This is a genomic window from Actinomadura geliboluensis (assembly GCF_005889745.1).
GTDB lineage: Bacteria > Actinomycetota > Actinomycetes > Streptosporangiales > Streptosporangiaceae > Spirillospora > Spirillospora geliboluensis.
The window spans coordinates 1-19149 of the sequence record NZ_VCKZ01000153.1; the positions used below are offsets into that span (position 1 = coordinate 1).

A 19149-nucleotide genomic window follows, 5' to 3' on the forward strand; every position below is an offset into this window, starting at 1 on the left:
CGCCACCACCGAACGAGGTTCGGTAAGTTATCGGTTACGGTGCTGCCGACGCCGTCCCCCCGAGGAGTGCCGATGCTCGACCTGGCGACCCTGCACGAGGCCATCGCCGCCGCGATCCCCGACCGCGAGTGCCTGGTGTGGCGCGACCGCCGGACGACCTGGCGGGAGACGGCCGACCGGACCCGGCGGCTGGCGAACGTCCTGCACGCGCACGGCCTCGGCCTGCGCGGCACGGCGGCCGAGCCCTGGGAGTCGCCGCACGACCATCTCGCGCTCTACCTGCACAACGGCCCCGAGTACCTGGAGGGCCTGGTCGGCGCGCACAAGGCCCGCGTCGCCCCGTTCAACGTCAACTACCGGTACGTGGACGACGAGCTGGCGCACCTGTTCGGCGACGCCCGCCCCGCGGCCGTGCTCTTCCACGCGCGGTTCGCGGACGCCATCGGCCGGGTCGTCGAGCGGCTGGACGAGCGCCCGCTGCTCCTCCAGGTCGCGGACGAGTCCGGCGCCCCGCTGCTGCCCGGCGCGCTCGACTACGAGGACGCCCTCGCCAAGGCGTCCGCCGACCCGCTGCCGGTGCGGCCCGAGGCCGGTGACCTGCACGTCCTCTACACCGGCGGCACGACCGGCATGCCGAAGGGCGTGCTGTGGCGGATCGGCGACCTGATGATCGGCCCGCTCGGCCTGCGGCGCCGCGACGGCGTCCCCGTCACCGATCTGGACGACGCCGTCGCGCGGGCCGTCCGCAGCGACGTGCGGGTGCTGGTCGGCCCGCCGCTGATGCACGGCGCGGGCACGTGGTCGGCGCTCGGCGCCTGGTGCGGCGGCGGGTGCGTGGTGTTCCCCGACCGGGTGGACGGCCTGGACGCGGCCGACCTGATGGCGACCGCCGAGCGCGAGCGCGTCACCCGGATGCCGCTGGTCGGGGACGCGTTCGCCCGTCCGATCACGGCGGCGCTGGAGGCCCGGCCGCACGACCTCGGCGCGCTCCGCACGTTCGTGAACTCGGCCGCCGCGATCAGCCCCGGCGTGAAGGCGCGGATGCTGGAGCTCCTGCCGCACACCCGGATCGTGGACGTCCTCGGCTCGTCGGAGTCGGGGTTCCAGGTGACCCGGAACGGCTCGGCGGCGAGGACGTTCGCGGCGGCGCCCGGGACGGCGGTGCTGTCCGCCGACCGGTCCCGGCGCCTCGCGCCCGGCGAGGACGAGCTGGGCTGGCTGGCCAAGGGCGGCGACGCGATCCCGCTCGGCTACCTCGGCGACCCGGCGAAGACCGCCTCCACGTTCCTGACGCTGGACGGCGAGCGCCTCGTGGTGGCGGGCGACCGGGCGCGGCTGCTCGCGGACGGCACCGTCGAGGTCCACGGCCGGGAGGCGACCACGATCAACACCGGCGGGGAGAAGGTGTTCGCGGAGGAGGTCGAGTCCGTGCTGCGCGGGCTGCCGGGCGTCGCGGACGCGCTGGTCGTCGGCCGGCCGAGCGAGCGCTGGGGCACCGAGATCGTCGCGGTGGTGAGCCCCGCCGGCGGCCCGTCCGACGACGAGCTGCGCGCGGGCTGCGCCGCCCACCTGGCCCGCTACAAGATCCCGAAGGCGTTCGTCCGGACGGACGCGGGCCTCCGGCTGCCCAACGGCAAGGCCGACTACGCCGCCGCCCGCGCCCTCCTCGGCTGACGGCGGCCGGCGGCGGCCGGCGGCGACTGACGGACCCGGCTAAAGAACCGCGTTCGGTTTTGTAGTCCGCCCCCTGTACCGGGGGCGGCCGGCTGGACGATGCTGGCGGAATGCCGGATCTGCACTCTCTGCTCGCCGACCTCGCCGCCGAGGGCGACTCCGTCGACGCCCTCGTCGCGCCGCTGCCCGCCGCCCGCTGGGCGGACCCGACCCCGGCCGAGGGCTGGACGATCGCGCACCAGATCGCCCACCTCGCCTGGACCGACGACCAGGCCGTGGTCGCGGCCACCGACGCCGACGCGTTCGGCAAGCTCGTCGAGGAGGCGCTCGCCGACCCCGACGGCTACGTGGAGACGGGCGCGCGGGAGGGCGCGAAGGAGGACCCGGCGGCGCTCCTCGCCCGCTGGCGCGAGGGCCGCCGCCGCATGGTGGCCGCCCTCGCCGCCGTCCCGCCCGGCACGCGGCTGCCCTGGTTCGGCCCGCCGATGGGCGCCGCGACACTCGCGACCGCGCGGCTGATGGAGACGTGGGCGCACGGCGAGGACGTCGCCGACGCGCTCGGCGTCCGGCGCGAGCCGACGCACCGGCTCCGGCACGTCGCGCACATCGGCGTCCGGACCCGCGACTTCGCGTACCGCAACCGCGGCCTGGAGCCGCCGGCCGAGGAGTTCCGCGTCGTCCTGGCGGGGCCCGGCGGCGAGGAGTGGACGTGGGGGCCGGCGGACGCGCGCCAGTCCGTGACCGGTCCCGCGCTCGACTTCTGCCACGCCGTCGCGCAGCGCCGGCACCGCGCCGATCTCGCGCTCACCGCCACCGGTCCGGACGCCGACCGCTGGCTCGACATCGCGCAGGCGTTCGCCGGCCCGCCCGGCACCGGCCGCGCGCCCCAGGCCGGCTGAGAGATCGGCCACTGTGCGGGCCGTTCGGGTTCCCCCGCCTCTGATCTTGGAAATGTCTTTCATATGACAGTTCTCATTGCATTCGACGGTTCTGACGACTCGCGCACCGCCATCGAGTTCGCCGCACGCCACCTGAAGGCCGAGCCGACCGTGGTGATGACGGTGTGGGAGCCGCTGCTGACTCAGATCACCTGGGCGCCGATCGCCGCCGTGGCCCCGGTCCCCGCCGGGCCGCAGGACGGCGACACCTGGGAGGAGGAGAAGCAGGCCGAGCAGCTCGCCCAGGCGGGCGCCGACCTCGCCCTCTCCGCCGGATTGACCCAGGTGACGACGCGGGCGGAGCGCGGCGGCGGCCCCGTCTGGGCCGCCATCGTGGACGTCGCGGACGAGCTGAACGCCTCGTTGATCGTCACGGGTTCGCGCGGTCTCGCGGGCGCCCGTTCCGTCATCTTGGGCAGCGTGTCGACCCGCGTGCTGCACCACGCGCACCGGCCCGTCCTCGTGGTGCCGCCCCCCAAGGAGGACTGACGGCGGGCCGGAAGCGGCTAGAGGGATTCCAGCGCGCGCTCGAAGGCGGCGTAGACGTCGCCGCTGAAGAGGACGAAGCGGGCGTCGGCGACCTGGGTGGGGGTGGAGCGGACGGTGCCGACGGCGATCCGGGCGGCATCGTCCAGCGGCCAGCCGAAGATGCCCGCCGACACCGCCGGGAAGGCGACCGAGGCGGCGCCCAGCTCGTCGGCGACGCGGAGGGACTCGCGGTAGCAGGAGGCCAGCAGGCCGGAGCGGTCGTCGGACGCCGAGTACACCGGGCCGACCGTGTGGATCACCCAGCGGGCGGTCAGCCGCCCGGCCGTGGTCGCGACCGCCCGGCCGGTCGGCAGCCCGCCGCCGTACCGCGAAGCGCGCAGGTCACGGCACGCGTCGAGGATCTCGGGCCCGCCCCGGCGGTGGATCGCGCCGTCCACGCCGCCGCCCCCGAGCAGCGAGGAGTTGGCCGCGTTCACGATCGCGTCGGCGTCCTGCTCGGTGATGTCGCCCTGGACGAGAGTGATCTCCATGCGCGTTCCTCCGCCGTCGCCGGTTCCGTTTCGCACACGGGAATTCTCGTCCGCGCCGGATGCGAAACGCGTTCGGGCGGTTCCCGGCGGTACGCTCATGGGCGGACGGGACCCCGGGGGCGGTGCGGCTCGTCCGACGTCGTCCGACCGGACGCAGGGGGGCTACCATGCCGAACGCCGGGCGAGTGCACCTGGACGATCCTACAAAAGACGATCTCACAAAGGCGTGACAGTCGCGGAGGTACCCCCTTGAAGATTCTCCTCGCCGGAGCGACCGGAGTCGTCGGCCGCCGGCTGATCCCGCTGCTCGTCCAGGCGGGCCACGAGGTCGCAGGGACGACGCGCCGGTCCGACCGCGCCGGGCTGCTGCGCGATCTCGGCGCCGCGCCCGTCGTCGTGGACATGCTCGACGGCCCGGCGGTCCGCGACGCCGTCGCGGCCGAGCGCCCGGACGCCGTGATCCACCAGCTCACCGACCTCAGCGCGGAGGACTTCCAGGCCAACTCGCGGCTGCGCATCGCCGGCACCCGCCACCTGGTGGACGCGGCGAAGGCCGCGGGCGTCGAGACGATGGTCGCGCAGAGCATCGCCTGGCTGTACGTCCCGGGCGACACGGCGGCCGTCGAGTCCGACCCGCTCGACTCCTCGCTGCCGCCGTACGCGGGCGTCGCGGCGCTGGAGGACGCGGTCGGCGAGATGCCGCGCGGCGTGGTGCTGCGGTACGGCGCGCTCTACGGCCCCGGCACCTGGTACGCCCCCGACGGCGCGATCGCCGAGCGGGCCCGCGCGGGCACGCTGCGGCTGGCGCCGTCGTGGACGTCCTTCGTGCACGCCGACGACGCGGCGTCGGCGGCGCTCGCCGCGCTCGACTGGCCGGCCGGCGCCGTCAACATCGTGGACGACGAGCCCGCCACCACGGCGGACTGGCTGCCCGTCTACAGCGCGGCGATCGGCGCCCCGCACCCGGGCAGCGCCGGCAAGCACGCCGCGACGACCGGCCGCCCGGTGTCCAACGCCAAGGCGCTGGACCTCGGCTGGAAGCCGCAGGTGACCTCGTGGCGCACCGGTTTCGCCCAGATGGAGACGGCGACCGACTGACCCCGTCCGGCCAATCGGGCGGAACGTGACAATTCACCCAAACTGGAACGAGCGCTTCGCCAGCCCGAGCCAGTAGCCGTCGATCACGGACCGGCGCTCCGACGCCTGGTCCGCGTCCGCTCCCAGCGCCATGAACAGCGGCGCGAAATGCTCGGTCCGCGGGTGGGCGATGCGCGCCGCGGGCGCCTTCGCGCGGAAGTCCAGCAGGGCGTCGACGTCGCCGCCCCGCACCGCGCGGTCCGTCCACTCGTCGAACTCCGCCGACCAGGCGGGCGGCGGGGCGTCCGGGTCCGGGCGCAGCTCCCGCAGGTTGTGCGTGGTGAACCCGCTCCCGATGATCAGCACGCCGCGGTCGCGCAGCGGCGCGAGGCTCCGCCCCACCTCGAAGAGCCGCTCCGGCTCCAGCGTCGGCATCGACATCTGCAGCACAGGGACGTCGGCGTCCGGGTACATCTCCACCAGCGGCACGTACGCGCCGTGGTCCAGGCCCCGCTCCTCGTCCTGGTGGACGCCGGGGATCAGCTTGCGCACGTCGGCGGCCAGCTCGGGGGCGCCGGGCGCGTCATAGCGGACGCGGTAGTAGTGCTCTGGGAATCCCCAGAAGTCGTACACCAGCGGCACCGGCCGGGTGGCGCCGACGCTGAGCGGCGCGGCCTCCCAGTGCGCGGACACCATGAGGATCGCCGCGGGCTTCGGCAGGTCGGCCGACCAGCGGGCGAGCTGGTCGGTCCACAGGGCGTCGTCCGCCAGCGGCGGAGCCCCGTGGCTCAGGTAGAGCACCGGCATCCGGGTCATGTCGTCCCCCTTTTACTTGAGACTTCAACCATATCCGGAGAATGATTGAACTTTCAAGGCTTGAGGGTTCAACTTTTGGGTAGACTGTCCGCATGACCGAGGCGCAGTGGCTGGACGACGAGGAGCAGGAGACCTGGCGGGCCTTCCTGTGGACGTCGCGGCTGCTCAACGCCGCCCTCGACCGGCAGCTCCAGCGCGACTCCGGGATGCCGCACGCCTACTACATGATCCTGGCGATGCTGTCGGAGGCGCCCGACCGCGCGCTGACGATGACCGCGCTCGCCGACCTCGTCCACTCGTCCCCGAGCCGCCTCTCCCACGCCGTGAACCGGCTGGAGGAGGCCGGGTGGGTGAGCCGCTGCAAGCACGACGGCGACCGGCGCACCACGATCGCGCGGCTGACCGACGAGGGCTACGCCGTGCTGGTCAAGGCGGCGCCCGGCCATGTCGCCGAGGTCAGGCGCCACCTGTTCGACCCGCTGGACCGCGAGCAGATGCTCGCCTTCCGCGAGACCCTGCACGCGCTCCTGTCGTCCCTCGACCCCGACCACGAGGCCCCGTGCGCACGCGGCGAAGGCTGACCGGCGCGGTCTAGCGGAACTCGACCGCGTGCGACTTGGCGTCGGGGTGCCCGGCGGCCAGCAGCCGCAGGCCCTCCTCTTCGAGCGCGGCGCGCTCCCGCTTCGGGACCGGGGCGAACGGGTCGACGCGCAGCACCGCCTCCCCGCGCTTCTTCTCGATCTTCCATATGCCGTGGACGAAGCCGTCCACCAGGAACGTCGCGCGGATGATGCCGTTGACGGTGAAGACGCGCTTGCGGTGCTCCTCGCTGATGATCCGGGCGCGGTCGGCGTGGGAGAGCAGCAGGTTGTCGAAGTCCGGGACGAACCGGACCGGCGCGGGCGCGTCGCCGCCGGGACGCGGCGCGTCCGGCACGTCGTAGAGCGCGCGGCCGTTCTCGTCCCGGAACTCCAGCAGCTCCGGCCGCAGCCGCTCGACGACCTCGCCGAGCCGCGTCAGGCCGGACCACTGCTGGACGTCCTGGACGCTCGCCGGCCCGAACGCGGCCAGATAGCGCAGCACGACCTCGTCCAGCGTCGTCTCGGCGGGCGGATGCCCGTCCAGCCAGGTGTCGAGGGTCGTGTGCCGGGCGACCCCCGAGGCGCCCCAGATGCCGCGCGGCGGCACCTGGACCAGCGGCAGCCTGCACCGGACGGCCCAGCCGAGCAGCGCGGGGTCGTCGTCCGGCCACCGCTCGGCCAGCAGCTCGCGCAGCTCCTTGTCGGTGCGCGGCTCGTCCTCCAGCAGCGCGCGGGCGTGCGCGGTGACCGCGTCGAGGTCGATGCCGGCCAGGTCGGCGGCCCGGGTCCGCAGGTAGTTGTCCAGGAGCGGCTGGGTGAGCGGCCGCAGCGCGCGGGCGTCGCGGGCGCTGACCAGGTGGAGCGTTCCGCGCATCAGCACCATCCGGAGCACCCGCCGCTCGGTCATCAGCGGGCCCACCGCGTCGAACGCGAAGCCGGCGAGGCGGCTCCACAGCCCGATGTGCGGCGGGCTGGGTGCCTGCGCCTGCATGCCGATGAGGTGCTCGATGGCGTCCAGAACGGGCATCTCACGCCGTTCCAGCAGCATCTGCCGTGCGAGCAGCGCCCGGTTCAGGTCCCGCTTGTCAGCCTTCACGACGACCCCGCTGCTCCTCGTCCGTGAGGCGTGAGACCTCCAGGGCCAGGGCGGGACGGCGGTGCCGGAACCAGTTCATCCGTTCATCGTCCCGGATGGGTCCGACATCGGATAATCAGTGCGACTCAGCCGCCGCGGCCAGGAACGCCGCGATGACCGGGTGGGGACGGGTCCCGTCGCCCGCAAGCTCCGGCTGGAAGAGCGTGGCGAGGTAGAACGGGTGCCCGGGCAGCTCCGCGATGCGCACCTGCCCGGCGTCGTCGTGCCCGGTGAACCGCAGGCCGCCCGCGCGCAGCGCGTCCTCGTAGCGGGGGTTGGGGCCGAAGGCGCAGCCGTAGCGCTCGGTGCTGCGCGTCGTGCCCATGAGCCGCGCGGCGAACGAGCCGGGCGTCACGGCGACCTCCGCCTCGTGACCGGCGAGCGAGCAGGCCAGCGGCGTGATCAGCGCGTCGTCACCGGCCTCGCCGGGGTCGTTCTCGGCGTGCCTGGCGTCGTCCAGGCCGCAGACGTTGCGCGCGTACTCCAGCAGCATGTGCTGGAAGCCGCCGCACGTCCCGAGGATGGGAATCCGGTGCTCCCTGGCGGACCGCACGGCGGTGACGGCGCCGGCCTCGCTCTCGTACGGGCTGCCCGGCAGCAGCCACACCCCGTCGAACTTCTCCAGCCCGTCGCCCACGTCGCCGGTCGGGATCCAGTACGCCTCGACGAGGAGGCCGTCGCGCTCCCGGACGGACTCCAGCAGCCCCGGGATCCGGACGTGCGACTGGACGTGGGGAGACCGCTCCCCCACCAGGGCGATGCGTGCGGTGAACGTCATGCCCTCGATCCTGGCCCGCCCGCATGCTCAAGCGCCAACGATGATTCCCGATGGCTTGATAAGCAATGCTTATCCTCATGGATTCGCATCTCCTGCGCACGTTCGTCGCTGTCGTCCGGGCGGGCTCGTTCTCGGCCGCCGCCCGCGAGTTGGGGTACACGCAGGCCGCCGTGTCGCAGCAGATCGCGTCGCTGGAGAGCGATCTCAAGGTGACGCTCCTGCACCGCCGTCCCGTCCGTCCGACGGAGGCCGGGGCGCGGCTGCTCGACCATGCCGAGCCGATCCTCCTGCGGCTGCGGGCGGCACGCTCGGAGATCGACCGGCTGGGCGGGGCGCCCCGGCTGCGGCTGCGCGTCGGCGCCGCGCCGCTCGCCGCCGCCCACGCCGCGGGGGCGCTGGCCGCGGCCCGCCGGGCGCATCCGCGGCTGGACGCAGCCGTCCGCGTGCTGCCCCGCGCCGGCATCGGCGCGGCCGTGGCGACCGGCGGACTGGACATCGGGCTGGTGGACGGCATCGCCGCGCCCACCGATCCGCTGCGCCCGGACGCCGATGCCCCGGTCACGGCGGCCGCGGTGGCCGAGCGGCCGCTCGCGGTCGCGCTGCCCGCCGCGCATCCGCTGGCGTCCCGGCCCGGCCTCGACCTGCGCGATCTCGTCGACGCGCTGTGGCTGGACGCCCCGGACGTCGCCGCGCCGCTGCCGGACCTGCGCCGGGCGGCGGGCGTGCGGGACGGCTTCCGCCCGTCCCTCGCCTGCGCGGGCGGCGACCTCGCGCTGGTCGCCGCGCTGGTCGCCGCCGGGCACGGGCTGGCCGTCCTGCCCGCGGGCGCCGCCGGGCATCCGGGCCTGGCCGAGGTGCCCGTCCGCGCGCCGCGGGTCGTCCATCGCACCGAGCTGCTGTGCCCCCGCTCGCCCGGCCCCGCGGGTACGGCCTTCAGCGCGGCCTTGACGGCGGACGCGATATGAACCTATGTTCATGAACATACGTTCATACCCGAGGAGGGGGCATGGCGGAGATCGTCAACACGCACCAGGCGGAGGCGTGGAACGGGTACGAGGGTGAGCACTGGGCCGCGCATCCCGACCGGTACGACGCGGTCAACGGCGGGTTCAACGACGCCCTGCTGGACGCGGCGGCCATCGGGCCGCACGACCGCGTCCTCGACATCGGCTGCGGGAACGGGCAGACCACCCGGCTCGCGGCCCGGCGCGCCCGGCTCGGCGCGGCGACGGGCGTGGACCTGTCCGGGCCCATGCTCGGCACCGCCCGCGACCGCGCCGCGGCGGAGGGCGTCGGGAACGTGGAGTTCGTGCAGGCCGACGCCCAGGTCCACCCCTTCGAGGACGGCGCCTACGACGTGGCGATCAGCCGGGTCGGGGTCATGTTCTTCGCCGATCCCGTCGCCGCGTTCGGGAACATCCGGCGGGCGCTGCGGGACGGCGGGCGGCTGGCGTTCCTCTCGATGGCGCCGATCGGCGACACCGACCTCCAGGCGGTCTTCGCCGCGCTGCCGCCGCGCGAGGAGGCCCCGATCGGGCATGACGGACCCCTGTCGCTGTCGGATCCCGGCCGCGTCCAGGAGGTGCTCGGCGCGGCCGGGTTCGGCTCCGTGAACTGCCGCCAGGTCGAGGCCGAGCAGATCTGGGGACGGGACGCGCGGGACGCGGCCCAGTTCTTCGCCGAGTGGGGCCCGATCCGCTACAACTACGGCGCCGGAGACGACCTCGTCGCCACGCTCGCGGAGGCGATGCGGCGCTTCGAGCGCGACGGCGCCGTCCGGCTGCGGAGCCGGTCGTGGCTGGTGACGGCGCGCCGATGAACCGGGTCGTCGTCCTCGGCGGGTACGGAGCCGTGGGACGGGAGGTCGTCGCGGGCCTGCGCGGGCACGTCCCGGAGATCGTCGTCGCGGGCCGCGACCTCGCCAAGGCCGGCACCGTGAACGGTGCGATTCCGATGCGTGTGGACCTGCGGCGCGACGGCGTCGCAGGGCTCGAAGCCGACGCGGTCGTCATGTGCGCCGAGACCGAGAACGTGCGCGTCGCCGAGCAGTGCCTGCGGCGCGGCGTCCACTACGTCGACGTCTCCGCGTCCTACGAGGTGCTCTCCGGGATCGAGAAGCTCGACGGGCTCGCGGCGGGCGCGGGCGCGACGGCCGTGCTCAGCGTGGGCCTCGCGCCCGGTGTCACCAACCTGCTGGCCGCCGGGTTCGGCGGGGCGGACACGGAGATCGGCGTCCTGCTCGGCGCGGGCGAGCGGCACGGCCCGTCCGCCGTGGACTGGACGCTCGACTCCCTCGGCGACCTGGGCGAATCGTGGCGGATGCGCTTCCCGCCGCCCTACGGAGTGCGCACCGTGCACCGCTTCCCGTTCTCCGACCAGTACACCCTCCCCGGGCGGGTCAGGACGGGCCTCTGCCTGGACTCGCGCGCCCTGACCGCCGTCCTGCCCCGGCTCCGGCGGTTCCGCGACGCCGCACCGCTGCGGGCCGCGTTCCGGCACGTCCACGTGGGCGGGGACGGGTTCGCGGTGGCGGTCGCGTCGGGTGGCCGGGTCCGGTCGTTCGCCGGGCGGCGGCAGAGCCGGGCGACGGGCCTGGCCGCCGCGCTGGTCGTCCGGCGGCTGGCCGGGGCGCCGCCCGGCGTCCGGCACATCGAGGACGTCGCCGGCCCCGACTTCCTGCCCGAGCTCGCCGCCCGCGGGTTCGCGCTCGGAGAATACGATGCGCGGTGATGTCACCTCGAAAAGCGGCCGTGCTGCGCGCCGGCGACCGGACCCTGCGCGAGCACCTGATCGCGACGGCGGAGCGGATGATGGCCGACCGCGGGACGGCCGGGCTGACCGTCCGGGCGATCGCGCGTGAGGCCGGCGTCGCCGACGGCGTCCTCTACAACCACTTCGCCGACAAGGAGGAGCTGCTCGCGCACGCGCTGCGGGCGCGGGCGGAGTCGGTGGGCCGGGCGCTCGACCCGCTGCCCGAGCCCGGCACCGCCACCGTCGAGGAGAACCTGCGCGCGTACGTCGCGCACGGGCTGGCGACGCACGGCGCCCTCGTCCCCGCCCTGGCCGGGCTGGTCGCGCAGCCCGAGGTGCTCAGCCGGTTCTCGGCGCTGAGCGGCGGCGAGGAGGACTGGCGGTCCCGGCTCGCCGGCTACCTGCGGGCCGAGCGCGACCTCGGCCGCCTCGCCCCGGACGCCCCGCTGGACGCCGCCGCGTCCATGCTCGTCGGCGCCTGCCACGAACCGGTGCTGTCGGCGCTCTTCCAGGGCGAGGACATCGCGCGCCGCGTCCCGCCGGCCTCCGCCGACGAGCTGGTCGCCGTCGTGCTGCGCGGCATCGCCCCGCGTTAGGACTCCATCGCCGCCCTCACCTCCGCCAGGGTGCGGTCGGCGACGGCGTTGGCGCGCTCGTTGCCCTCGTCCAGGACGCCGCGCAGGTACGTCCGGTCCGCGACCAGTTCGGCGCGGCGGGCCCGGATCGGGCGGAGGAACTCGTTGACCGAGTCCGTGACGACCTTCTTGAGCGCGGCGCCGCCGCCGTCCCCGATCTCGGCGGCGACGGCATGCGGGTCGCGGCCCTGGCAGAGCGCGGCGAGCAGCACCAGGTTCGACACCTGCGGGCGGGTCTCGGGCGCGTAGGCGATGTGCCGGTCGGTGTCGGTCACCGCCCGCCTGATCAGCCTGGCGGTCTCGTCCGGCCCGGCGGACAGCGCGATGGCGTTGCCGCGGCTCTTGCTCATCTTCTGGCCGTCCATGCCGAGCAGGCTCGGGGCGGCGGACAGCAGCGCGTCCGGCACGGGGAAGACCGGCGCGTAGCGCTCGTTGAAGCGGCGGGCGATCGTCCGGGTGATCTCCTGGTGCGGGAGCTGGTCCTTCCCGACGGGGACGAGGTTGGCCTTGCAGAACAGGATGTCGGCGGCCTGGTGGACCGGGTAGGTGAACATCAGCCCGCTGACCGACGACTGCCGGGACGAGGCGATCTCGTCCTTCACGGTCGGGTTGCGGCTCAGTTCCGGCACCGACACGAGCGACAGGAACGGCAGCATGAGCTGGTTCAGCGCGGGGACGGCGCTGTGCCGGAAGACGGTCGCGGCGGACGGGTCGATCCCGGCGGCCAGGTAGTCGGCGACCAGGCCCTCGACGTACTCCGACAGCCGGTCGGCGACGTCCCGGTCGGTGAGCACCTGGTAGTCGGCGACGAGCACGAACAGCTCGACGCCGGCGCGCTGCAGCCGCACGCGGTTCGCGAGGGTGCCGAAGTAGTGGCCGAGATGCAGCGGCCCGGTGGGGCGGTCGCCGGTCAGGATGCGGAACGCGCCGGGGTCGGCGGCGATGCGTTCCTCCAGCTCGCGGCTGCGCGCTTCGGCCGCGGCGGTGCTGGTGGCGGTGCTGGTGGCGGTCGTCTCCATGGTCTCTCCTCGGTCGGGAGCGGGCTGGGCGGCCGTCCCGCCGGACCGGCCCGGGTCACCGAGAAGCAGAAGGGCCGTCCAGCGGACGGCCCTGTGGCATGCGCGAGCGTCGGCCGTCCTAGGACGGCCACCAGCCCAGACACACGCGGTTCATGCCCCCAGCATAGACGATGGCATGCGGCTCCTAGCAGATAATCCGCAACAGAACAACCTGGGTAGGCTGGCGGTATGACTTCGATGGCCCCCAGCCGGACGACGACGGACCTGTCTTTCCTGCTCGACCGCACCGGCCACGTCCTGCGCACCCAGATGACAGCGGCGCTCGCCGAGATCGGGCTGACGCCGCGCATGCACTGCGTCCTCGTCCACGCCCTGGAGGAGGAGCGCACCCAGATCCAGCTCGCCGAGATCGGCGACATGGACAAGACGACCATGGTCGTGACCGTGGACGCGCTGGAGAAGGCGGGCCTCGCCGAGCGCCGGCCGTCGTCCACCGACCGCCGCGCCCGGATCATCGCGGTGACCGAGGAGGGCGCGCGGGTCGCGGCGGAGAGCCAGCGGATCGTGGACGGCGTGCACGAGGCCGCCCTCGGGTCGCTGCCGGACGGCGAGCGGGAGGTGCTCGTCCGCGCCCTGAACACCCTGGTCACCGGGCATCTCGCGACGCCCGTCGAGACCGCCCGGCCGGCCCGGCGCGTCCGGCAGGGCAAAAAATAGATCCGTGAAGGATCGTCTATAACAAAACCATCTGCTACGGTCGCTCCATGACCACGGAGACGACCCCTTCCGCCCTGCTGCGGTCCCGCTGGGCCGCGCTCGGCGTGCTATCGGCGACCATGCTGATGGCGATCCTCGACGGCAGCATCGTGACCGTCGCCGCCCCCGCCATCCAGGCCGACCTCGGCTTCTCCCCCGCCGGGCTCAGCTGGATCATGAACGCCTACCTGATCCCGCTCGGCGGCCTGCTGCTCCTCGCCGGACGGCTCGGCGACCTCATCGGCCGCAAGACGCTCTTCCTCGCCGGGAACGCGGTGTTCACGGCGGCCTCCGCGCTCGCCGGGGCGGCCACCACGTCCGGCGTGCTGGTCGCCGCCCGCCTCCTCCAGGGCGTCGGCGGCGCGCTCGCCACCGCCGTCGTCCTCGGCATCCTCGCGACGCTGTTCACCGACCCGCGCGAGCGGGCGAAGGCGATCGGGATCTTCAGCTTCACCGGTGCCGCGGGCGCGTCCATCGGGCAGGTCCTCGGCGGCGTCCTCACCGACGCGCTGAGCTGGCACTGGATCTTCCTGATCAACCTGCCGATCGGCCTCGCCACGATCCTGCTGGCGCTCCCCGCACTGCCCCGCGACCGCGGGCTCGGCCTCGCCGCCGGCGCGGACATCGCCGGGGCGCTGCTCGTCACCTCCGGGCTGATGCTCGGCATCTACACGGTCGTGAAGGTCGAGGGCCACGGCTGGATCTCGCTCCACACGCTGGGCCTCGGCGCGGTGTCGCTGCTGCTGCTCGCCGGGTTCGCCGTCCGGCAGGCGCGGGCCGCGACCCCGCTGATGCCGCTGCGGATCCTGCGCTCGCGGAACGTGTCCGGCGCGTACGCCGTGCAGCTGCTCACCCTGTCGGCGATGTTCTCGTTCCAGGTGGTCGTCGCCCTCTACATGCAGCAGGTCCTCGGCTACAGCGCACTGGACACGGGCCTGGCGATGCTCCCGGCCGCCGTCGCGATCGGCGCGGTCTCGCTGCTGGTGTCGGCGCGGCTGTCCAACCGGCTCGGTGAGCGGTTCGTGCTGATGGCGGGCCTGGTGCTGCTGATCGGCGCGATGGCATGGCTGACGACCGTCCCGGTGGACGCCGACTACATCACCGACCTGCTCCCGGTGTTCGTCCTGGTCGCGGGCGCGGGGCTCGTCCTGCCGTCGCTGACCGGACTCGGCATGTCGAGCGCCCGCCCGGAGGACGCGGGCCTCGCGTCAGGAGTGTTCAACACCGTCCAGCAGGTCGGGATGGCCCTCGGCGTCGCGGTACTGACCACGCTCGCCGCCGCCCGCACCGAGACCCTGCGCGCGGACGGCGAGGACGCCGCCCACGCGCTCACCGGCGGCTACCACCTGGCGTTCGGCGTCTCCGCCGGGCTCCTGGTCGCCGCGCTCGCGGTGTCCCTCCTCGTCCTGCGCCGCCCGAAGCCGCAGGCCGCCGCTCCGGAAACGCCCGCGCGGACTAGTGAGGCAGGACGAGAAGCAGCAGCGGAAGGCCGGCGATGACCGGGACGGCGACCGACGCGGCGACGCGCATGCGGCGCGACACCGGCTCCGGCTCCAGCAGGCGGTTCACCCGCACCATCACCGGCATGTCGCCGTGCGCCACGCCGAGCGTCCCGGACGGGGCGGCCGCCGGGCGCGCCGCGGCGAACCGCAGCAGCGCCGTCGCCAGCTCGCGCGCCGGATGGTGGTGCCGGGCCCGGTCGTCGGCGGCCATCTCGATCAGCAGCTCCACCGCGTCCAGGCACCGCCCGACCAGGTGGAACTGCGGGAACACCTGGCGCAGCGACGTGAACGGCAGCAGCACCAGGTCGTGCCGCTCGCGCGCGTGCGCGCGCTCGTGCGCGAGGACCGCGGCCAGCTCGCCGCGGTCGAGCAGCTCCAGCGTGCCGGCGCTGACGACGACCTTGTGCGAGCGGACGCCCGGCACGCAGTACGCGGCGGCGCCCGGATGGTCGAGGACGAGGGTGCCGGGCACGGACGAGTCGCGGCGCGACACCAGCGCGAGCAGCGCCCGGTGCCGCCGCCGGGCCCGGAACACCCGGACCACCGCGAACATCAGCATGACCAGCAGCACGCCGGCCAGGCTGATCGCACCGAGCAGCGCCGCGACCTGCACGGCGCCGAGGCGTGCCGCCTGGTCGTCGTAGAGGCCGGGCAGCCCGCCGAGGACGCCCTTGCGGTACGGGAGGAGGGCCAGGCCGAGCAGGGCTCCGATCGTGGCGACGCCCCAGCACAGCCCGAGGGCCTGCCAGAGCGCGATCCCGATGCGCGGCGCTCGCCACGTCCACCGGGCGCGGGACAGGAAGTGCGCCCCGCCGACGGTCCCGAGAGAGATCAATGCGAGCAGGGCGGCGCCGGTCATGCCGGTGGTTCCTTACTCGTGAGGCCCGCGAGGGTCTCCCGGATCACGTCGATCTCGTCCCGCGACACGGACCGGACGAAGTGGGCGAGCGCCGCGTCCCGGTCACCGGTCTCGTTCAGCGCGCCCAGCATCAGCTCGGTCACGTACATCTCCCGGCTCGCCACCGGGTGGTAGCGCCAGGCCCGGCCGTCGCGCTCGCGCTCCAGGAAGCCCTTCTTGGCGAGCCTGTCCAGCACCGTCATGACCGTGGTGTGGGCGAGGTCCCGGTCGCCGGCGAGCGCACGGCTCACGTCACGGGCGGTCGCCGCCTCGTGGCCGGCGTCCTCCCGCTCCCACAGGACCTCCATGACCGTGCGTTCAAGCTCTCCCAGACCCTTCACGGCTTCAAGGTTATCCGACCGATACCGAGGTCACCACGTCAGGTAGTACTACCGCCGGTAGGGGGCGCCACGAGGCCCAGCTCGTAGGCGATGATGACCAGCTGCACCCGGTCGCGGGCGGCCAGCTTCGCCAGCAGCCGGGCCACGTGCGCCTTCGCCGTGGCGACGCTGATGTAGAGCTCGTCGGCGATCTCCTGGTTCGACAGGCCGCGCCCGACCAGGGTCAGCACCTCGCGCTCGCGGCCGGTGATCCCGGCGACCTCCCGCGGCTCGGCCCGCCGCGGCGCGGCGGCGGGCTCCGGACGGGCGGCGAACTCCTCGATCAGCCGCTTGGTGACGCTGGGCGCGATCAGCCCGTCCCCGCCCGCCACGACGCGGATCGCCGCGAGGATCTCCTCCAGCGCCATGTCCTTGACCAGGAAGCCGCTCGCGCCCGCCTTCAGCGAGCCGTACACGTACTCGTCGTCGTCGAACGTCGTCAGCATGATGACGTGCGCCCCGGTGATGCGGCGGGTGGCCTCGATGCCGTCCATGTCGGGCATGCGAATGTCCATCACGACCACGTCGGGGTGAAGGGCCTCGACCAGGTCGACCGCCTCGCGGCCCGTCCCGGCCTCGCCGACGATCTCCAGGTCCGGGGTGTCGGCGATCAGCACGCGCAGCCCGGCGCGGATGAGCGGCTGGTCGTCGGCCAGCACGACGCGGACCGTCATGCGGCCGCCGCCGGCGCCGGGATGCGGGCCGCCACCCGGAACCCGCCCGCGGGGGACGGCCCGGCGGCGAACTCGCCGCGCAGCAGCGCGACCCGCTCCCGCATCCCGACCAGGCCGTACCCGGCGCCGACCACACCGCCGCGCCCGTCGTCCGCCACCTCGATCGCTAGCTCGCCGTCGCGGTAGTCGATCGTCACCCGGCAACGGTCGGTGCCCGCGTGCCGGACGACGTTCGTGACCGCCTCCTGGACGATCCGGTACGCCGAGAGGTCGACGTCCGGCGGAAGCGGCCGCGGCTCCCCCGTCCGGCGGATGTCGACCGCGACCCCGGCGTCCGCGGTCGCCGCCGCCAGCCGGTCGAGGTCGGCCAGGCCCGGCGCGGGGCCGAGCGGCACGGGATCGTCGGCGCGCAGCGCGGACAGCATCCGCCGCAGCCCGGACAGGGTGTCGCGGCTGGTGGCCTCGATCGCGCCCAGCGCGTTGCGGGCCTCCGCAGGCTGCGTCTCGATCACCCGTCCGCCCACGCCCGCCTGGATCGCGATGATCCCGATGCTGTGCGCGACCATGTCGTGCAGCTCGCGGGCGATCCGGAGCCGCTCGGCGGCGACGGCCTGCGCGGTCTCCCGCTCGCGCATCTCCTCCGCGTGCGCGCGCCGCACCCGCAGCGAGTTCCCCGTCATCCACACGACGACCATCGCCAGGACGACGGTGAGGAGGAGCACCTCGTCCGCCATCAGGAACGCGGCGACGGACAGGAGTTGCAGGACGCCGGTGACGACCGCCACGGCGCCCGAGACCCAGCGCGGCCGTGTCGCGGCGATGTAGCAGACCGCGAGATCGGTGAGCAGGATCTGCCCACCCGCGACGACGCCGTTCGGCGTCTCCGACAGGGCCAGGATCCAGGAGAAGAGCAGGATCGCGTGGGCCGGGAGGGGATTCCGCCGCAGCAGCGCGGCGACGAGCACGGTGAGGCCGACGCAGAGCAGGATGTCCAGTTCCCGCGAGAGGAACCGCCCGGTGGAGAGGGCGAGGAACAGGACGCCGGGATAGAGCGCGGCTCCCGACCAGGCGAGAACCGCGCCGCTGAGACGGCGCACTCGGGCTGACATGCGCCGATCGTAACCGCCGGCCGTTCTCCCGCACATTGGCCCGCGGGCGTAATCCCACGGGCTAACGGGCGTTCCGCAAATGTGTGCGACGGCCCGATGCGCGAAAACCGGGCCGATCGACACCGTTATCCGCATGAAACGCTGGGCACCGCTCCTCTTGGCCATCGAAGTCGCAGCAATAGCCGTATTCTCCATCACCTACGACTCGCTGGATTTCCGCATCTACTGGCTGGGCGGAGACGCCATAACGGACGGGACCCGCCTCTACACGGAGCAGCTGGCCGACCACTGGTTCACGAACACCCCCTTCTTCGCCGCCCTCTTCACCCCCCTCTCCCTGCTGCCGCTCACCCTGGCCCGCGTGATCTGGCAATTCGCCGCACTGGCCGCCTTCATATGGGCATGCCGAATCACGATGAAACTGACCGGCCGCCACGTCCCCCTCATCGCCGTCGTAGCGGCCGGCCTCCTCCTGGAACCGGTCTACCACTCGTTCTTCCTGGGCCAGGTCAACCTCTTCCTGCTGGCCCTCGTCCTGGCCGACATGCACCGCGCCGCCCAAGGCCGCCCCGCCGGAATCGCCATCGGCATCGCGACCGCGATCAAACTGACCCCGGCCATCTTCGTCGTCCTGCTCCTGCTGACGAGGCGCACGAAGGACGCCGTGACCGCCACGGCGACCTTCGCCGCCTGCACCCTGCTCGCCTACGTCATCGCACCGGAAGCGTCCCGCGTCTATTGGCTGGACACTTTCTACGACACGTCCCGGGTGGGCGTACCGTACATCAGCAACCAATCCCCCTACGGCACCCTGAACCGCATATTGCGCGGCACGGCCGAAGTGGGCGACTGGTACACCGCCATCCCGCTGACCATCGCCGCGATCGGCCTGACGATCGCCGTCCTCTGGGCAAGAAGAGGCGACTGGCTGACCGCCACAGCCGTCACAGGCGCGACCGGCCTACTGGTCTCCCCCATCTCCTGGGCGCACCACTGGGTATGGATCGTCCCCGCCCTGGCGGTGCTCCTCAGAAACAACAACCGGAAAACCGCCCTGGCCGCCTACGTCCTCTTCGCACTGTCCCCCCTCTGGTGGACGCCGCACAACGGTCACCCTCTCCAATACGGCTTCCACATCTTCCTGACCCCGATCGCCAACTGCTACCTGCTGGCCGGCGTGGCCTTCCTGACCCACATGGCGATCCGCCTCAGGACCGCCCCGCCCACCGGTCAAGGTGAACTGCGGCATCCAACTCCCGCCGCTGCCGCCACCCATGCCGTTCGAGATCCGGAGCGGATTGCAGACGGCTGACCGGCCCCAGACACAGCCAGGCGACCGGACGAACGTCCCCCGGAATGCCGAGCAACTCACGCAGGTAAGCCTCGCGGTAGAACGAAACCCACCCC

At 73.7% G+C, this 19149-nt stretch carries 21 protein-coding genes; 12 read left to right on the forward strand and 9 right to left on the reverse strand.

The genetic code is table 11. The features are described from left to right. The first annotated feature begins 72 nt into the window (after nt 1-72). The 3 genes from ETD96_RS20975 (at nt 73) to ETD96_RS20985 (ending at nt 3101) form a co-directional block, all read left to right on the forward strand. A complete protein-coding gene (locus tag ETD96_RS20975) occupies nt 73-1674 on the forward strand; it encodes an AMP-binding protein (RefSeq protein WP_138638171.1) in 1602 nt (533 codons plus the stop codon). 110 nt (nt 1675-1784) lie between these two features. Beyond that, nucleotides 1785-2573: a TIGR03084 family metal-binding protein gene (locus ETD96_RS20980; protein WP_138638172.1), complete on the forward strand. Its 789-nt coding sequence runs from the start codon at nt 1785-1787 to the stop codon at nt 2571-2573. A gap of 63 nt (nt 2574-2636) precedes the next feature. Beyond that, on the forward strand, nt 2637-3101 hold the full coding sequence (locus ETD96_RS20985) for a universal stress protein (protein ID WP_138638173.1): 465 nt from the start codon (nt 2637-2639) through the stop codon (nt 3099-3101). 17 nt (nt 3102-3118) lie between these two features. Here the strand turns inward: ETD96_RS20985 and ETD96_RS20990 are convergent, their stop codons facing one another. Next, a complete protein-coding gene (locus ETD96_RS20990; RefSeq protein ID WP_138638174.1) occupies nt 3119-3631 on the reverse strand; it encodes an O-acetyl-ADP-ribose deacetylase in 513 nt (170 codons plus the stop codon). A 249-nt stretch (nt 3632-3880) separates the two neighbouring features. Between ETD96_RS20990 and ETD96_RS20995 the strand changes: the two genes are divergently transcribed. Beyond that, a complete protein-coding gene (locus ETD96_RS20995) occupies nt 3881-4729 on the forward strand; it encodes an NAD-dependent epimerase/dehydratase family protein (protein ID WP_138638175.1) in 849 nt (282 codons plus the stop codon). Between the two features lie 33 nt (nt 4730-4762). Here ETD96_RS20995 and ETD96_RS21000 read toward each other — a convergent pair whose 3' ends face one another. Further along, the gene (locus ETD96_RS21000) at nt 4763-5524 is read right to left on the reverse strand and encodes a dioxygenase family protein (RefSeq protein WP_138638176.1); all 762 of its coding nucleotides are present in this window, start codon (nt 5522-5524) and stop codon (nt 4763-4765) included. 92 nt (nt 5525-5616) lie between these two features. On the opposite strand from ETD96_RS21000, the gene ETD96_RS21005 reads away from it, so the two are divergent. Beyond that, on the forward strand, nt 5617-6105 hold the full coding sequence (locus ETD96_RS21005; RefSeq protein WP_138638177.1) for a MarR family winged helix-turn-helix transcriptional regulator: 489 nt from the start codon (nt 5617-5619) through the stop codon (nt 6103-6105). Nucleotides 6106-6115: 10 nt separating this feature from the next. On the opposite strand, the gene ETD96_RS21010 is transcribed toward ETD96_RS21005, so the two are convergent. Continuing rightward, nucleotides 6116-7201 (reverse strand): winged helix DNA-binding domain-containing protein, encoded by a 1086-nt coding sequence (locus tag ETD96_RS21010; RefSeq protein ID WP_240807944.1) that lies wholly within the window; start codon nt 7199-7201, stop codon nt 6116-6118. Between the two features lie 115 nt (nt 7202-7316). After that, complete coding sequence (locus tag ETD96_RS21015; RefSeq protein ID WP_138638178.1) at nt 7317-8018, reverse strand: CTP synthase C-terminal region-related (seleno)protein; 702 nt, start codon at nt 8016-8018, stop codon at nt 7317-7319. Between the two features lie 77 nt (nt 8019-8095). On the opposite strand from ETD96_RS21015, the gene ETD96_RS21020 reads away from it, so the two are divergent. The 4 genes from ETD96_RS21020 to ETD96_RS21035 are packed head-to-tail and all read left to right on the forward strand — an operon-like array spanning nt 8096 to nt 11365. Next, nucleotides 8096-8983: a LysR family transcriptional regulator gene (locus ETD96_RS21020; protein ID WP_138638179.1), complete on the forward strand. Its 888-nt coding sequence runs from the start codon at nt 8096-8098 to the stop codon at nt 8981-8983. A 41-nt stretch (nt 8984-9024) separates the two neighbouring features. Beyond that, a complete protein-coding gene (locus ETD96_RS21025; protein WP_138638180.1) occupies nt 9025-9837 on the forward strand; it encodes a class I SAM-dependent methyltransferase in 813 nt (270 codons plus the stop codon). Next, entirely contained in the window at nt 9813-10748 is a 936-nt protein-coding gene (locus ETD96_RS21030) for a saccharopine dehydrogenase NADP-binding domain-containing protein (RefSeq protein ID WP_240807946.1), read from the forward strand. Before ETD96_RS21025 ends, ETD96_RS21030 begins: the two co-directional genes overlap by 25 nt. Further along, the gene (locus ETD96_RS21035; RefSeq protein ID WP_138638181.1) at nt 10748-11365 is read left to right on the forward strand and encodes a TetR/AcrR family transcriptional regulator; all 618 of its coding nucleotides are present in this window, start codon (nt 10748-10750) and stop codon (nt 11363-11365) included. The genes ETD96_RS21030 and ETD96_RS21035 overlap by 1 nt, the downstream gene beginning before the upstream one ends. Here ETD96_RS21035 and trpS read toward each other — a convergent pair. Then, nucleotides 11362-12423, reverse strand: coding sequence for a tryptophan--tRNA ligase (gene trpS, locus ETD96_RS21040; RefSeq protein ID WP_138638182.1), 1062 nt, complete (start codon nt 12421-12423; stop codon nt 11362-11364). The two genes, ETD96_RS21035 and trpS, sit on opposite strands and share 4 nt — an antisense overlap. 228 nt (nt 12424-12651) lie before the next feature. Here trpS and ETD96_RS21045 point away from each other — a divergent pair, with 228 nt between their 5' ends. Both ETD96_RS21045 and ETD96_RS21050 read left to right on the forward strand, forming a co-directional pair. Continuing rightward, nucleotides 12652-13140: a MarR family winged helix-turn-helix transcriptional regulator gene (locus ETD96_RS21045; RefSeq protein ID WP_138638183.1), complete on the forward strand. Its 489-nt coding sequence runs from the start codon at nt 12652-12654 to the stop codon at nt 13138-13140. A gap of 47 nt (nt 13141-13187) precedes the next feature. Continuing rightward, nucleotides 13188-14678, forward strand: coding sequence for an MFS transporter (locus tag ETD96_RS21050; protein ID WP_138638184.1), 1491 nt, complete (start codon nt 13188-13190; stop codon nt 14676-14678). Here the strand turns inward: ETD96_RS21050 and ETD96_RS21055 are convergent. The 4 genes from ETD96_RS21055 to ETD96_RS21070 are packed head-to-tail and all read right to left on the reverse strand — an operon-like array spanning nt 14635 to nt 17742. Next, nucleotides 14635-15540, reverse strand: coding sequence for a M56 family metallopeptidase (locus tag ETD96_RS21055; RefSeq protein WP_138638185.1), 906 nt, complete (start codon nt 15538-15540; stop codon nt 14635-14637). The two genes, ETD96_RS21050 and ETD96_RS21055, sit on opposite strands and share 44 nt — an antisense overlap. Next, the gene (locus tag ETD96_RS21060) at nt 15537-15920 is read right to left on the reverse strand and encodes a BlaI/MecI/CopY family transcriptional regulator (protein ID WP_089328606.1); all 384 of its coding nucleotides are present in this window, start codon (nt 15918-15920) and stop codon (nt 15537-15539) included. The genes ETD96_RS21055 and ETD96_RS21060 overlap by 4 nt, the downstream gene beginning before the upstream one ends. A gap of 38 nt (nt 15921-15958) precedes the next feature. Next, nucleotides 15959-16633 (reverse strand): response regulator, encoded by a 675-nt coding sequence (locus ETD96_RS21065; protein ID WP_138638186.1) that lies wholly within the window; start codon nt 16631-16633, stop codon nt 15959-15961. Continuing rightward, nucleotides 16630-17742 carry a sensor histidine kinase gene (locus ETD96_RS21070; RefSeq protein ID WP_138638187.1) on the reverse strand — a complete coding sequence of 371 codons (1113 nt, stop codon included), beginning with the start codon at nt 17740-17742 and terminating at the stop codon, nt 16630-16632. The genes ETD96_RS21065 and ETD96_RS21070 overlap by 4 nt, the downstream gene beginning before the upstream one ends. Nucleotides 17743-17875: 133 nt before the next feature. Between ETD96_RS21070 and ETD96_RS21075 the strand changes: the two genes are divergently transcribed. Continuing rightward, nucleotides 17876-19054: a glycosyltransferase 87 family protein gene (locus ETD96_RS21075; RefSeq protein ID WP_171069151.1), complete on the forward strand. Its 1179-nt coding sequence runs from the start codon at nt 17876-17878 to the stop codon at nt 19052-19054. Nucleotides 19055-19149: the final 95 nt, after the last annotated feature.

Bases quoted from the DNA above. Each gene is read 5' to 3' on its own strand.
- ETD96_RS21070 (WP_138638187.1), bottom strand. From the start codon at position 17,742: ATGTCAGCCCGAGTGCGCCGTCTCAGCGGCGCGGTTCTCGCCTGGTCG.
- ETD96_RS20985 (WP_138638173.1), top strand. From the start codon at position 2,637: ATGACAGTTCTCATTGCATTCGACGGTTCTGACGACTCGCGCACCGCC.
- ETD96_RS21020 (WP_138638179.1), top strand. From the start codon at position 8,096: ATGGATTCGCATCTCCTGCGCACGTTCGTCGCTGTCGTCCGGGCGGGC.
- ETD96_RS21025 (WP_138638180.1), top strand. From the start codon at position 9,025: ATGGCGGAGATCGTCAACACGCACCAGGCGGAGGCGTGGAACGGGTAC.
- ETD96_RS21015 (WP_138638178.1), bottom strand. From the start codon at position 8,018: ATGACGTTCACCGCACGCATCGCCCTGGTGGGGGAGCGGTCTCCCCAC.
- trpS (WP_138638182.1), bottom strand. From the start codon at position 12,423: ATGGAGACGACCGCCACCAGCACCGCCACCAGCACCGCCGCGGCCGAA.
- ETD96_RS21065 (WP_138638186.1), bottom strand. From the start codon at position 16,633: ATGACGGTCCGCGTCGTGCTGGCCGACGACCAGCCGCTCATCCGCGCC.
- ETD96_RS21005 (WP_138638177.1), top strand. From the start codon at position 5,617: ATGACCGAGGCGCAGTGGCTGGACGACGAGGAGCAGGAGACCTGGCGG.
- ETD96_RS21000 (WP_138638176.1), bottom strand. From the start codon at position 5,524: ATGACCCGGATGCCGGTGCTCTACCTGAGCCACGGGGCTCCGCCGCTG.
- ETD96_RS20980 (WP_138638172.1), top strand. From the start codon at position 1,785: ATGCCGGATCTGCACTCTCTGCTCGCCGACCTCGCCGCCGAGGGCGAC.
- ETD96_RS20975 (WP_138638171.1), top strand. From the start codon at position 73: ATGCTCGACCTGGCGACCCTGCACGAGGCCATCGCCGCCGCGATCCCC.
- ETD96_RS21055 (WP_138638185.1), bottom strand. From the start codon at position 15,540: ATGACCGGCGCCGCCCTGCTCGCATTGATCTCTCTCGGGACCGTCGGC.
- ETD96_RS20990 (WP_138638174.1), bottom strand. From the start codon at position 3,631: ATGGAGATCACTCTCGTCCAGGGCGACATCACCGAGCAGGACGCCGAC.
- ETD96_RS21045 (WP_138638183.1), top strand. From the start codon at position 12,652: ATGACTTCGATGGCCCCCAGCCGGACGACGACGGACCTGTCTTTCCTG.
- ETD96_RS21050 (WP_138638184.1), top strand. From the start codon at position 13,188: ATGACCACGGAGACGACCCCTTCCGCCCTGCTGCGGTCCCGCTGGGCC.
- ETD96_RS21035 (WP_138638181.1), top strand. From the start codon at position 10,748: ATGTCACCTCGAAAAGCGGCCGTGCTGCGCGCCGGCGACCGGACCCTG.
- ETD96_RS21075 (WP_171069151.1), top strand. From the start codon at position 17,876: ATGAAACGCTGGGCACCGCTCCTCTTGGCCATCGAAGTCGCAGCAATA.